Origin of the sequence: Kitasatospora sp. NPDC002965 (assembly GCF_040611255.1) — a bacterium.
Taxonomy (GTDB): Bacteria; Actinomycetota; Actinomycetes; order Streptomycetales; family Streptomycetaceae; genus Kitasatospora.
Map to the genome: position 1 here is coordinate 3,726 of NZ_JBEXNT010000170.1, position 13,521 is coordinate 17,246.

Annotated in this window: 9 protein-coding genes and 3 pseudogenes; 7 read left to right on the top strand and 5 right to left on the bottom strand. The window is 69.4% G+C overall.

Annotated elements, in window-relative coordinates:
* Positions 1 to 82: 82 nt before the first annotated feature.
* Together ABZY91_RS37655 and ltrA are read right to left on the bottom strand one after the other, a co-directional pair.
* Positions 83 to 777: pseudogene (locus tag ABZY91_RS37655) on the bottom strand (transposase family protein); the annotation flags it as partial.
* Between the two features lie 143 nt (positions 778 to 920).
* Positions 921 to 2,282 (bottom strand): group II intron reverse transcriptase/maturase, encoded by a 1,362-nt coding sequence (ltrA, locus tag ABZY91_RS37660; protein ID WP_355408222.1) that lies wholly within the window; start codon positions 2,280 to 2,282, stop codon positions 921 to 923.
* Positions 2,283 to 2,976: 694 nt separating this feature from the next.
* Between ltrA and ABZY91_RS37665 the strand changes: the two genes are divergently transcribed.
* Complete coding sequence (locus ABZY91_RS37665) at positions 2,977 to 3,456, top strand: hypothetical protein (RefSeq protein WP_355408224.1); 480 nt, start codon at positions 2,977 to 2,979, stop codon at positions 3,454 to 3,456.
* Positions 3,457 to 3,462: 6 nt separating this feature from the next.
* Here the strand turns inward: ABZY91_RS37665 and ABZY91_RS37670 are convergent, their stop codons facing one another.
* Positions 3,463 to 4,938: an NF041680 family putative transposase gene (locus tag ABZY91_RS37670; protein ID WP_355408226.1), complete on the bottom strand. Its 1,476-nt coding sequence runs from the start codon at positions 4,936 to 4,938 to the stop codon at positions 3,463 to 3,465.
* A 376-nt stretch (positions 4,939 to 5,314) separates the two neighbouring features.
* Between ABZY91_RS37670 and ABZY91_RS37675 the strand changes: the two are divergent.
* From ABZY91_RS37675 to ABZY91_RS37690, 4 genes and pseudogenes are all read left to right on the top strand, one after another.
* Positions 5,315 to 5,500 (top strand): annotated as a pseudogene (locus tag ABZY91_RS37675) (transposase); the annotation flags it as partial.
* Between the two features lie 273 nt (positions 5,501 to 5,773).
* Positions 5,774 to 6,319 carry a GNAT family N-acetyltransferase gene (locus ABZY91_RS37680; protein WP_355408228.1) on the top strand — a complete coding sequence of 182 codons (546 nt, stop codon included), beginning with the start codon at positions 5,774 to 5,776 and terminating at the stop codon, positions 6,317 to 6,319.
* A gap of 305 nt (positions 6,320 to 6,624) precedes the next feature.
* Positions 6,625 to 6,990, top strand: a pseudogene (locus ABZY91_RS37685) (tetratricopeptide repeat protein); the annotation flags it as partial.
* A gap of 46 nt (positions 6,991 to 7,036) precedes the next feature.
* Positions 7,037 to 7,249, top strand: coding sequence for a hypothetical protein (locus tag ABZY91_RS37690; protein WP_355408238.1), 213 nt, complete (start codon positions 7,037 to 7,039; stop codon positions 7,247 to 7,249).
* 701 nt (positions 7,250 to 7,950) lie between these two features.
* Here the strand turns inward: ABZY91_RS37690 and ABZY91_RS37695 are convergent.
* Both ABZY91_RS37695 and ABZY91_RS37700 read right to left on the bottom strand, forming a co-directional pair.
* On the bottom strand, positions 7,951 to 10,434 hold the full coding sequence (locus tag ABZY91_RS37695; RefSeq protein WP_355408230.1) for an RICIN domain-containing protein: 2,484 nt from the start codon (positions 10,432 to 10,434) through the stop codon (positions 7,951 to 7,953).
* 521 nt (positions 10,435 to 10,955) lie between these two features.
* On the bottom strand, positions 10,956 to 12,014 hold the full coding sequence (locus tag ABZY91_RS37700; RefSeq protein ID WP_355408232.1) for a substrate-binding domain-containing protein: 1,059 nt from the start codon (positions 12,012 to 12,014) through the stop codon (positions 10,956 to 10,958).
* A gap of 360 nt (positions 12,015 to 12,374) precedes the next feature.
* Here ABZY91_RS37700 and ABZY91_RS37705 point away from each other — a divergent pair, with 360 nt between their 5' ends.
* Together ABZY91_RS37705 and ABZY91_RS37710 are read left to right on the top strand one after the other, a co-directional pair.
* Complete coding sequence (locus ABZY91_RS37705) at positions 12,375 to 13,145, top strand: SDR family oxidoreductase (RefSeq protein ID WP_355408234.1); 771 nt, start codon at positions 12,375 to 12,377, stop codon at positions 13,143 to 13,145.
* A gap of 65 nt (positions 13,146 to 13,210) precedes the next feature.
* Positions 13,211 to 13,521: GntR family transcriptional regulator (locus ABZY91_RS37710; protein ID WP_355408236.1), on the top strand; the 311-nt coding region annotated here is incomplete at its 3' end.

Below are 13,521 nucleotides of genomic sequence, written 5' to 3' on the forward strand. Positions count from 1 at the left end.
TTTTTGTGTTCGCCCCGTGTTGTTTTCTGGGGGGGGGGGGGTGGGGGGGGGGGGGGCCCCCGGCCCCCCGGGGGGGGGCCCGCCCCCCCCCCTTCTGTCGGCAGTCGCGGAGGATCTTGTAGTTCTTCATGCGGGCGAAGGTGTGCTCGACGCGGGCGCGTACGCGTCGGTGTTCGGCGTTGTCCTCCTCCTGGGCCCGCAGGTGGGGACGGCCGGCGCGTCTGCGGTGCGGGACGGCAAGGCCGGTGTTGATGTAGGCGCCGTCGGCGAGGACGGTGGTGCCGGAGCAGGTGGCGGGCAGGTCGGAGGTGCGCCACGCGTGCGCGTCGGCCTTGTTGCCCGGCACGGGGCGGGCGGTGGCGACCACGAGGCGGGTGTCGGCGTCGACGACGACCTGCACGTTCGCGGAGAAGCGGTAGTTGCGGCTGGAGGCGGCGATGCTGCGGTCGCGTACGGGGATCAGGGTGCCGTCGACGATCCACAGCCGCTCCACGCCCGGTTGTGGGCGTGGAGCGGCTTCGAGGGCCAGGAACGGGCCCAGGCGCTGGACGATGCGGCACACCGTGGCCGTCCAGATCCCGAACAGCGGCGCGAGCCGGCGCATCGTGAGATTGGTCCGGTAGTACACGGCGACCAGCAGGACCCGGTCGGGCAGCGGCAGGCACCACGGCCTGCCGCTGCCCGCACCGTTGCCACCCCGCTCCCCTCGAACTGCCGCATCCGCAGCCCCGTGAACGTCTCCACCCAGACCGGCTCAGCCCGCAGCACCCCACCCATACCGGAGAAATGCCCAGTCCCGGACCTTCCGGAACAAGCTTTAGTAGGGTCGGGGACTGGCGCGGTGGCTGATGCTCCGTTTCCAGTCCCCGCCGCTTCAAACCGTGCATGCAGTTCTCCCGCACACGGCTTTCCGACACCGTTCACCGACTGGCATGCACCGCCGCCCTGCGTACGTTTCCGGTCAGGCGGTAGACCCCGAGCCGACTGATCCACCCATAGGTGTAGCGGGTGGTCCAGTTCCGGCCCGCGCGGCCATGTTTTCGGCTGGCGAAGATCGCCAGCCGCTCGTGGACGTAGCCGTCGACCGCGTTGAACTTCCGCCCGGAGTTCCCGTTGCAGAAATACGCGGCCCAACCCCGAAGGACGGGGTTGAGGTCGGCCACCACGGCAGCTACCGGCCGTTCGGTCCGGGACCGGGAGGTCGCCGCGCGGACCTTGTCCCGCAGCACCCCCAACGCCCGTGCCGAGGGCCAGCGTTGCAGGTAGAACCTGTCCCGCCACTTCCACGACTCCACCTTCCGGTGGTGGAATCCGAGGAAATCGAAACCCTGTCCGCCCCTGGTGAGACAGACGATGCCGGACTTCTCCGGATGCAGGCGCATCCCGAGCTCGCCCAGCACCTCCGCCGCCAGCTCGCGTGCCTGCTCGGCGCGCTGTCTGGTCGGCGACAGGACCACGAAGTCGTCGCAGTAGCGCACCAACGTCCCCAGCCGCCGGCCGCGCGTCTGCCATGCCTCGTCGAGGACGTGCAGAGCCACGTTAGCCAACAGCGGAGAGATCGGTGAGCCCTGCGGGGTTCCCGCCCCTGTCGGTGAGGTCACCCCGCCCTCCAGTACTCCCATCCGCAGCCACGCCCGGATCAGCTTCAGCATCGAGCGGTCCACCACTCGCCTGGCCATCTGGGCCATCAGCGCGTCGTGATCGATCGTCCCGAAGCAGTCCCGGATGTCGGCCTCGAACACCCACTCCTGCCGCTGGTTCGCCGCGACGCGCACAGCCTCGCACGCGTCGATGGCGGACCGCTTGGGACGGAAACCGTAGCTCGTGTCCGTGAATTGGGCCTCGAAGATTGGTTCGATAACCAGCTTCGCGGCCGTCATCACCACCCGGTCCGCCACGGTGGGGATCGACAGCGGCCGCAACTCCCCCGGCCGCCCCGGCTTGGGAATCTGGACCCGCCGCAGCACCGACGGACGATACGCATGCGTCCGCAACCGCTCCGACAGATCCTGGAGGAACTCATCCACCCCCGAGGCCGCCACCGCGTCGACGCTCACGCCGTCCACGCCGGGGGCGCCCCGGTTCGCACACACGCTGGACCACGCCCGCCACAAGACGTCCATGCGGTGGACGTGGCCGTACAGGGCATGGAACCGGCGTTCGGGTTCTTGCTTGGCACAGCGGTAGAGCGTCCACTGCAAGGCTCGGACCTTGTCCAGAGGACGCCGCTCAACGCGGCCTGTGTCCTCCCGGCGGGCGGACATAGCCGTTTCGGCACTCACCCGGGCACCTCCTTGTTCGTGTCACGCATCGATGAAGCAGGGGCCCTTCGCTCCTGACGGGTTGTGTTGTCCCGCCGATCGGCACTACTACGACCCCCTCCGACTGCCTCTCGACAGCCCGCCACTTCCCGGTTCTGCCGGTTATAGGCGAGCCACGCTTCCCGGGCCGCACGCCCGGGGCCGAGTAGGCCCTCTCCAGTTCCCAGGACACCCTTCCGACCATTCCACGCCCCTTACGCCGGGAGGTTCTTGCGCGCCCGCTCCAGGATCTGGGACGCCTTCCATGGCCTTCGCCCTACAAGCACAGGCTCGGCTCCTCCTTGGCCCATCCCTTCCGGGACGGGGGTTAAATGACGGCGCTGCAGGCTTCACTTGATGTTGCGGACTGGTCGGTCGCACGCCCCCGAAGGACGCTTGTCACTCCACTTCGACGCCGCCCTCTCGAACGACGCCGGGAGTCAGCTACCGGGGACCCTGGCGTCTCCCCGGACCGGACTCGCACCGGCTGGCTGCCCTGAGCTTGACGCCCGGTTACATCCGAACCTCCTCGCACCTGCTCGAATGCCCGAGCTGCTGGACGTACGCTTGCCGTTTAACGTTCCAGCCGTGAGCGCGGGGACCGATCGGCCAGTCGGGTCTCCGCGCCAGTCGCCCAGTCGCCCAGTCGCCCAGTCGCCCGTGACATCCTGTGGCGGTGCTACTGACGAGCGACGAACGCAGTGTCGAGCTGCGGCCTGTGGGCTATCAGTTCTCCGCGACGAGCGGTGACTCCTACGACGACAACTGGCTCATCATCGGTGGCAGAGTGACGGCCCCCGACGGTCGTTGGTCCTTCAGCGATCCGGTCCTGCTGACCGACGAGGGGCGACGGTTGTCCCGTTGGTTGCGGGCTGCGGCTGGGGGAAGGGTCGCTGTGGCCCAGCCAGACAGGGAAGGCGGGTGGTCGCCGTCCTTGACGTTCATCGAACCGGTCCTGGCCTTCAGTCTGGCCGGACGCACCGACGGGGCAGTGAGGGTCCGCGTCCATCTGTCGCTTGAGGCCTCGCCGCCGTGGCGGCCGGACACCGAGGGCGACCTGGCCCCGTATGAGGTGGAGATCGAGCTCACTGAGGCTGAGCTGCTGCGTGCAGCCGATGAATGGGACCGTGAGCTGCTGGCCTTCCCCGCCCGTTGACCGGCATCAGCCGGTGCGCCGGGGCTTGGTGCCCTTCTTGTGGTGAGCGGGTCTGGTGTACGCCTCGCCGGTGGCGAGGACCCGTCCCACGTCGTGACGGGTCGCCGAACGGCTGTTTCTCGAACCGAGCGGGCGCCCGGGGCCGGGCCGGGAGGGTTTCGGTGCTCGCGCTGGCGTTGGGCTCTGCACGTGGAGGTTCCTGAACCCCCGCCGCACCCGGGCCGGGGTCAGCTTGTTCGACTCGACCGGCTTCTCCCACGGCCGACGGAGGTCGGCGGCCAACGGGCGCGCGAGGCGGAGCTGCGTGTGGGCGAAAATCACCAGCCATGTCCACCGGTCGGCCGCCTCCGAACTGCGAAGCCTCGGCTTCGTCCAGCCCAGCGTCTGCTTGAACAGGCGAAACGTGTGCTCGATGTCGAACCGCCGCAGGAACGACTGCCAGCAGCGATCGACATCAGCCGGGGTGGCTCCGGTGCCGGACCACCAGAGCCAGACCGGCTTGTTGACCCCGCCGCTGGGCAGCCTCTCGACGCTCAGCCGGATGACGGTGCCATCGATGACCGGCAGCTCGTCGGCGTGGTCGAGCCAGGCCCCGCGCCGGGTGAGCCTGGGGTGGAGCCGGTCCCAGGCCCGGGCGGTGGCCTTGCCGTAGAGGCGGGTGTCGGTGACGGTCACCGCCTGCTCCTCGCCCCAGGTGTCGCTCTGGCCGACGACGAACTCACCGCCGTGCTTGGGCGGCCGGCCCCCGGCCGGGTTGGCCAGGGCGAACTCCGCGCGGGTCGGTGCCGGGCGGCGCATCACCCGGTCCGAGCGAAGCCGGCCCAGGATCTGCGCCGACAGACCGGCCAGCAGGTGGTGGATGCGCGGCGCGTCGTACCCGGCGTCCAGGACGACCAGGATCTCCGGGTCACCCTTGCGCCACTGACAGGCGGCAAGCAACCCCTCTACTACGTAACGGAGTTGGACGGCAGTGACGGCGGCGACGTCCGCGCCGGGCTCAAGTCGGGCCGTGTCCAGGATCGCGGTCCAGGAGGTGCGGCCGGTCTCCAGTGCGGCCACGACCGAGTAGGGCCAGCCCGGGATCATCCGGTGCTCGTCCTTGCCCCGGCCGTACGTGTGGCAGAACGAGCGGTCCGGCGCGGTCGCGGCGTCCGGCCGCGGCCAGGGCGAGACGTCCACCGCCAGAACCAGTCGGCCATCGGCCGCCCGGGGAAGCGGCAGGCCCGCCAGCGTTCGCCGCAGGCGGCCGACGTCCAGGCGGCCCTTGTTCAGCGCGCCGTACATGGCACCGTGCCCGCGTCGGTGTTCCGGCGAGAGCGACAGGTCCACCAGCGTCTTCACCGGGCCGTCCGTGCAGAGCAGCGCGTCGGCCAGTTCGAACAACGCGTCGCCGCGTCCGTCCAGGCAGTCGTAGATGTCCGCCCGGAAGCATGACAGTTCCGCGAACGCTTCCCGTCGGGCATCGTTCTTCGTCACACTCATTCATCACGGCCTTCACGTTGATTCCTGTACCTCGTCGCGGAGTTCAGGATCACGCGAAGGCCGCTCCGGCGTCCGGGGAACCCCCGTACGGGTGACGCTGTCGACCGATCGTTCGAGGCCGGACGTTAAACGGCGTTAGAGGTCGTTTTCATCTGGATCGACCCTGTATGAGATGGTTCTCGGGGTGTGTGACTGCGGTGCGGGTGAGGCCTTTGATGCGGTCGACATCTGTGGGGCGTGCGAGGTTGTGGATGGGGCGGAAGGCGACGTACTTCTGTCTCGTCCCAGGATGTCCGGCGTTCGTGATCGGTCGTGTGCTTCCATCGGCGATGCCGTGCGCCTGGGCGCATTCGGTCTGCGGCGGTACGCCGGAGACATGGCGAATCGACGTCCGTATCCGAGTGATCTGTCCGATGCACGATGGGAGTTGATCGAGCCGGTTCTTGCCGCGTGGCGTTTCGAGCGCCGGGGCAGGGCCCTGGATTTCGGTCGTCCGCCCGAGCACGACCTGCGCGACATCATGGACGCGATCCTGTACGTGGACCGGACCGGGGTCCAGTGGCCCGGATGGCCGATCAGCACCACACAGCTGACGCAGCGGCTGAACAACCTGGGTATCCGGCCCAACCAGGCCCGCAGCACCGCATTCTTCCAGCTCGCCACCGAGATTCCCGCCGCGATCCTCGCCCGCACCCTGGGCATCCACACCGACGTCGCCGTCGCCCGGCAATGTCTTATCCGCCGGGGACTGGGCCAACCACGCCGCGGAATTCAGCCGACCCACTACGAGCCCTGACTCCAGGGGGATGTCAGACCCCTCTGGCATCCTCCGCCCATGCCGAATGACGCCGCCCTCCACCTTGTCCAGATGACCAACCCTCACGACGTCGCCGCCGAACTCCGGCAAGAGCTGATCGACTGCTGGATCGCGGTCACCAACGCCGGCGGCGCGGCCGGATTCCCGTTCCCTCCGGTCACACTCGATGACGTCACGCCCGTCGCGGACAAGCTCCTCAGCCGTCTCGACCCGCAGCAGAGTCGGCTCCTCATCGCCCAGGTCGACGGCGTCCTTGCCGGATGGGTCATCCTCAACCGCGATCCCTACCGGCTCGTCGGGCACTGGGGCACCGTCCACCATCTCCAGACTCACCCCGCCTTCCGTGGCCGCGGAATCGGATCTGCCCTCGTCCACGAGCTCCGGAAGATCGCCCGCGACGAGCTCGGCCTTGAACAGCTGCATTTGGCAGCCCGCGGCGGCGAGGGCCTTGAGGACTTCTACGGACGCCTCGGATGGCGCGAGATCGGACGCTGGCCCGAAGCCCTCCGACTTGCCCCCAACGATACCCGCGACGAGGTTCTCATGATCCTCGCACCACTCTGATCACAGAGGCATGAGACAGTTCCAATACCCGACGTCACCACTGGCTCCGGTGACGCGGACCTGGAGCGTGGGCGATGCTCGCGGCCGCCGACGCCGGCGGGCAGGAGAGCGGGGCTACGGCGCCGGTCGCGGAGCTTGATGCGGTGTTCGCCCGTATCGCCCGGCACTGCGACGGCGTTCAGGACATCGGAGGGCCGCTGGAGCAGGAAGTGAACGCATCAGCGGGCGCGGGCGCCGAGCGGTGCTGCCGCCGGCCGGACACGCTCGCCCGGATCCTCTGGACGCGGGCGGCCTGGTGGTGCGCCATGTCAACGTGCACGGGTAGGTCCGGAAGTACGACATCGGGCGGCTGCCGGTGGCGGAGGCCGTTCAGCGGTCCCTGGCGGCGCTGTTCGCCCCGCACTGCGCGGCCGACCGGTGGTCGAGCCACGGGACGTCGATGGCTATGTGGCGTCGGGTGGAGGCGTTCGTGCGGTTCGTCGCCGACCACCAGCCCGCTCTGGCCGGCCTGGAGGCCCTCTCGCTGGAACAACCTCGGCGGCGCCCTCCAGGAGGTGCGGCGCTTCGATGACGCCCTCGACGCCCACCAGCGCGCCCTCGACATCTGCCGCGACCTCGGCGACCGCCACGGCGAAGGCATGGCGTGGGGCAACCTCGGCGCTGTGTGGCGGGATGTCGGCGAGTTCGGGAAGGCGGTGGGGGCCGGTGAGCAGGCGGTTGCCCTGCTTCGAAGAGTTGGGAGACGAGTACCTGCTGGGGAAGGCGTCCGACGAGCTCGCCGACGGCCGGCCACCGGCCCAGGTGCGGGCGATTCGCGAGCAGTCGGCGGCGGCATACCGGACGGCCGACGCCGAGGACGACGCGCTGAAGGAACTGGCGAAGCCCGACGAACAGCCCGGTTGGGGCAACGTCGGCCCGACCTACACGTAGACACCTCCGAGCGAACGGGAACGCTGTCACACAGACGGAGACCGGACGACATACTCCTCCAGGACGACAACGAGACCGTCGAGACCAGGCCCGGGAGAGCGGGCCGGGTGAGCCGCCCGGTCCGGCCGGGAAATGGTTGCGGCCGGACCGGGAGCAGGCCCGTGCCCACCCGCCCACGCGGGCGACAGTACGGCGGGGGCGGACCGGCTCTCCGGACGCCGTGCCGCGGGGTGAGCCGCCCTTCACCCGCTCGCTCTGGATTGGGCCGGGCTGGTGCTCCGATGATCGCCGGGGAGCAGCAGGCCGAACCGCTGCCCTGACGGTGGGCCTGATGGCGGGGCAAACGAGCCGGTGAAAGTGTCTGGAGGTGGTGACCTTATGTGCTTGCGGACCCGGCGGAGGGCCCTGGCGGCCCGCCCGGCGCCCGCTCCTTCCCCTTTTCCGGCCGCCGGCCGAGCCGACTCACCGACGCCGTTCACCACGGACACCCACGGGCCAGAACCGAAAGCTCCTCCTCCCCGGTCGTGTCGTCGCCAGGACATGGAGCACTCTCTGGAACGTCACCGCAGAAAGCCGGGGCCCGTGACCGGACGACAGTCCGACCACGGGCAGGGATTGAAGATCAAGTCAGGGCTTTCGCTGTGAGGGGTCGGCCGGCGGCGGATCGCATGCCTCCGTCGGCGCCCCGCGTCGGCGGGAGGTCAGTTGATGGTGAATGTCTGCAGGTTGCCGCTGTTGTCGTAGGGTCGCTGTTCGAACTGGCTGTTCTGGGTGGCGCCGGCGGTGAGGTAGAGGCCGCTGAGGCGGTTGACGACGCGCACGCGGCCGTTGCCGGCGTCTTCCAAGCGCCATTCGTCGTTGGTGTAGATGCCGGGTGCGTAGGTGTATTGGATGATCTTGGCCCCGGCGGTCAGGGACGCGTCCAGCACGGCGAGGTCCTTGCCGCTGTTCTGGTTGACGATGCGCACGTAGCCGTCCGCGAGCGGGCGGAACTCGAAGCGCTGGTTCGGGGCGCCGGTGTTCGGTCGGCGGATGACCGGCGCACGGTCGGCGAGGCTGCCCCCGCTCACGTCGACGACGTCACCGGTCCCGGCGACGGTCATCGTGCGGAAGGTCGCCAGCACCGCGCAGCCGACCTGGATCGTGACGGGCTTGCCGGTGGTGTTGCCGAGTTGGCTGGTGGTGACGGGGGTGATGACGGCGGTGCCGGTGGCCTTGGCGGTCACCTTGCCGCCGGCGTCGACGGTGGCAACGGCGGGGTTGCTGCTGGTGTAGGTGAGGGTCGGCAGCAGGGGCAGGATCCTGTCGGTGCCGTTGGTGGTGACCTCGTCGGTGGTGACCTGGGCAGCGTCGGTGGCGTTCAGCTCGGCGCGCAGGTTCAGCCCGTTGTCGAAGGCGTTGTCCTTGACGACGGCGCCGGAGGAGGCGCGGTACTTGAACAGCGGGGTCGTGTAGGGTGCCGCGCCGGTGACCGTGCGGACGGTGCCGGTGGTGCCCGGTGCCAGGCACGTGGTGGTCGTCTCGGCCGCGAACGCCGTGTTGCGATCGAGGCGGCGGACGTCGTTGCGTTCGAAGGTGATGCCGCCGACGCTCTTGGCGTCGAGGAGGCGGACGTCACCGATGCTGAAGTCGTTGTCCTGGATGCGGATGTTGCGGCTCACCGGGTTGCCGGCGTCGAGGACCTGGTTGGTGGGCTCGATCAGGATCACCGGGTCCGCCGGGCGCAGGAAGGTGTTGTTGCTGATGAGGACGTCCTGGACGGGGCCCGACTCGTACCACTGGTAGGCGTCGGAGGAGATGAAGATGCTGGACATCCCGGTGCCGTCGAACGTGTTGCCCTTGATCACGATCGGCTTGCGGGTGGTGACCAGGATGCCGCGGGTGGGCATGCTGGTGAAGGTGTTGTTGCTGATGTCGACGGTGGGGGTGTAGGTGGTGTTCTCCACCACGAAGTTCCCGGGGGTGACGGAGGCGGGGACGACCTGGTCGAAGGTGACCTTCATGGTGGTCAGCGGCTTGTCGTGGTCCCGGCCCGTCGGGCCGTCGACCGACACGACCTTCGCCGTGATACCGGGTACCGCTGCCATCGTCCGCTTGTCCACCACCTCCGCGCTGTCGCCGGGGTAGAACTGCGGGAACCCGGCCGTCTGGGGGTGCTTGTAGGCAAGGGTGAGCGTCCTGCCGTCCGCGGACCGTTCGGTGACCTCGACGTAGGTGCCGTGGATGTTGATCGCGTCGTCGTGCGCACCGTCGAACCAGTTGTTCCTGATGTTCACCGCGCCCTTGACCCCGGACATCTGGACCACGTCGGCGAACCCCGCCGTGCTGCGCCCGGTGGCGGGGTCGGCGCGGAACTCGTTGCCCTCGATGGTGATGTTCTCGCTCATCTGCCCGAGGAAGCCGAAGCCGTGCAGGTAGCGGGCCTTCAGCCCCTGCACGGTGACGTCCTTGGACTCCCAGAAGAACGCGGACGCGGTGTCGCGGGTGTCCTCCCGCATCTGGTAGACCAACCCCCGGTCGGTCGGAGGAGCCGCACTCGTGTAGTCGATGCGCAGCTTGTTGCCGGCCAGCGGCGCCATCGACGCCACGTCCTTGAACAGCACGCCGCTGCCCCCGCGCCAGGAGAGTTTCGTGGCCGGGTCGAGGAGTTGGGTGTACTTCATGCCATTGACGCCGGCCCAGTAGGGCTGTCCGGTGGCGGGGCTCGTCTCACCGCGCCAGGTGACCTGGTTGTTCGCCACGGTGAAGCCGTTGGTGGGCGGGATGGTCAGCACCCGGTAGGCGCGGCCGGCCGACACCCCCGTCTCGCTGACGGTGGCGTCGACGACCTTGGGGGCGGTGACGTCGAAGCTGAAGTTGCGCACCGCGACGTTCTGGGAGCGGATGGCGGCGAAGGCGGTCATCAGTCCGTGGAACTGCAGGTGCGAGCCGCCGCCGTCGATCGTGACGTCGCGCATGTCCTCCATGAGGATGCCGATGCGCTTGTCCCGGAGGGACTGCTTCGCACCGACGGTGTTGGACATGTACAGCTCGCGGGTCTCGGCCTGCTCCGGGTAGATCTGGTAGGTGCCTTGCGGGAACAACACCCGCACGGGTCCCTGCACGGTCCTGGCCTGCCGAAGGGCCGCCTTCACCGCTGCGGCGCTGTCCCGCGCGCCGGTCCGGTCGGCGCCGAACGCCGTCACGTCGACGACCGTCTCGGCGGGCGCGGCCTGTGCCGGCAGGGGTGCGGCGAGCGCGACGACGACGGCCGCAGCAAGCAGCGCCGCGCAGGCCCGTCCCCGACCCGCCCCTCGGGTTCTGGCCGATCTGCGCGATGAGGGAACCGGCGGAACCTTACGGCTCCACGGCACAAGGGAGGTCTGCATGGGGATCTCCTGGAGAGGGGAAGGTGAGTGCTTCTCTGCGGCGAGGTGGGTTGGGCACGGTGGTCGGAGAGAGATTTCTCGACGTGCGCCGGCCAAGGCCTTGTGGGGGGATGGGCAGGTTGAGCGGTTCGGTGTCGCGGTGTGTGGCCGGCTGCGGGCGGCTCAGGGGAATGTCCGTCCGGCGGCGAGGCGGTTCAGTGACGGGTCGAGCGGTGTCCGTTGGTAGTGCGGCCAGCGGCGGGAGTCTGTACCGGGCACCGGCCGACCCGTCCGACGAGGATGCCCCGGAGGCTCTGTGACCGTGGTGTGCGGGTCGGGGCTGGTGTGGGTTGGTGGTGTCAGCTGCAGGTGGCGCCGCTGCTCTTGAAGGTGGTGGCGTCGACCATGGTGGTGGGGGCGAAGGCCTCGGCGGGCATGTCCTTGCCGTTCTTGAGCTTGTCGTAGAGGGTCTGGACGGCGAGCGCCCCGACGTCCTTGCCGCTGATGAAGAGGGCGGCCTTCATGCCGGTGGGCTTGCCGCTGTTCCAGTTCTTGCAGGCGAGGTAGGCGCCGAGGCCGACGCCGATGATGTTGTCGGCCTTGAAACCGGCGTTCTCCAGGGCGGTGACACCGCCCTGGACGTTCTCGTCGTTGCAGCCCCAGACGATCCAGTTCTTGACGCCGGGGTTGGCGGTGACGGTGGCGGCGATCTTGTCCTGGGCGCCGGTGGGGGTGTTGTCAGTGGCGACGTCGATCTTCTGGACGCCCGCGCTGCCCGCGGCTGCGAAGGCTTCCTTGGCGGCGTCGACGCGGTCGCCGCAGACGGTGACGTCCTGCTTCCAGGCGGAGATGATGCGGGTGTCGGCGGGGTTCCAACCGGCCTTCTTGAACTCGTCGGCGGCGCGCTTGCCGACCTCGCCGCCCATCTGGGCGCCGGAGAAGCCGATCCGGGGGACGAGGTCGGTCTTCGCGCACACGGCCGGGTCCGGGCCGCTCGTGCAGATCTGGTCGTCGGAGGTCAGCAGTGCGACCTTGGCGTCCTTGGCCGCCTGCACGACCTGGGGGCCCACCGCCGGATCCGGGACGACGACGATCAGGCCGTTGGTCTTCTGCGCGATGGCTGCCTGGACCTCGCTGACGGTCTTGTTCGCGTCGTTGCCGAGGTTGACGACCTTGAGGTCGACGCCGAGCTCAGCGGCCTTGGCCTTCGCCCCGGCCGCCTCTCCCACGAAGTACTCCTGATCGCCCTGCTTCTGCAGGTAGGTCATCGAAATCTTGCCACTCACCGGAGCGACCGAGGCACCCGCCCCGGAGGACGAGGACGACTGCTGACCGGTGGAACACGCTGTACCGAGGGCGAGGGTGAGCAGGGCGCCCGTGGCGGCGGCCACAGTACGGCGGTGCATGGTGATGGACATCATCGACTCCAGGGAGGACGAGCGGATCTGCTCGGAAGGGACGGAAGAGAGGCATGAGGTGGGGCGGGGCGGGGCATGTCGGCACAGCCCCGACCGAGTTGCGGGCGGGGTGATCCGGGCAGGTCCACGGACAGCGGTCTGTGCTGCCTCGCGGCCGAGGGATCCGGGTGAGACCTCGGCCTGCGAGGGGCCCGGCCCGGCGTGGAAGGTCTCGACGACACATCGCGTGTTCCGGGGCTTCGGAAGCGGCGATGCTGTTTCCAGCCTGTTTCCGGTGCCGTCTTGGTGGCAGAGCCTGCGGCCACGGACATCCCCTGTCAAGGTATTTGCATAATTAATGTCTAGCTGTACCTTCAGGGCATGACAGAGCAGACGACGTGCCACCGCTTCCGTGACCGGGTCGCAGTGATCACCGGCGGCGCCGCCGGTATCGGCGCCGCGACCGCGCGACGTCTGGCCGCGGAGGGCGCGGCGGTGGTGGTCGTCGACATCGCCGATGCCGCGGGGCGGGCGACGGCTGAGGCGATCACCCAGGAGGGCGGGCGGGCCGAGTACCGGCACGGCGACGTGTCGTCCGCGGCCATGTGGGAGGAGCTCGCGGCGCACGTGCGCCGGCGCTACGGTCGGCTGGACGTTCTGCACAGCAACGCGTACGCGGTGGTCGTCAAGCCCGCGCACGAGCTGACCGAGCCGGAGTGGGACGGCCAGCTGGCGGTCACGCTGAAGGCCGCGTGGCTGGGGGTGCGCGCCTTCGCCGGGGTGCTTCGCGACAGCGGCGGCTCGGTGGTGCTGACCTCGTCGGTCCACGCGCTGGTGGGCCTTCCGGGCCATCCCGCCTACGCCGCCGCCAAGGGCGCCCTGTGCTCGCTGGGACGCCAACTGGCCGTCGAGTACGGGCCGCGGGTGCGGGTCAACACCGTCGTCCCCGGGCCGATCATGACGGCGGCGTGGGAGCGGGTGGACGAGGCGGGGCAGGCCGACAGCGTGGCCGGGACGGTCGCCAAGCGGTTCGGCACCCCCGAGGAGGTGGCGGCCACGGTCGCCTTCCTCGCCTCGCCCGACGCCTCCTACGTCACCGGAACCACCCTCGTCGTGGACGGGGGCTGGTCGATCGTCAAAGCCTCCTCATGACAGCGACCATGACGCGCCCCACCGGCCGTCCCCCGCACCCGAACAGCCCCACCGGAAGGCCCCCCATGAACCAGCCGCCCACCCGGAATCTGCACCAGCAGATCATCGACATCATCGGGGAGCAGATCGTCAGCGGCGCCTACGCACCCGGCTCGCTCCTGTCCCCGGACCGGCTGGAACAGGAGATCGGGGTCAGCAAGACCGTCCTGCGCGAAGCTCTGCGCGTCCTGGCCTCCAAAGGCCTCATCGGATCGCGGCAGAAGCGGGGCACCTTCGTGCGACCCCGCGCGGACTGGAACCTCCTGGACGTCGACCTGCTGCGCTGGCAGGGCGCCGGCATTCCCGACAAAGGCTTCCTCACCGATCTGGGCGAGGT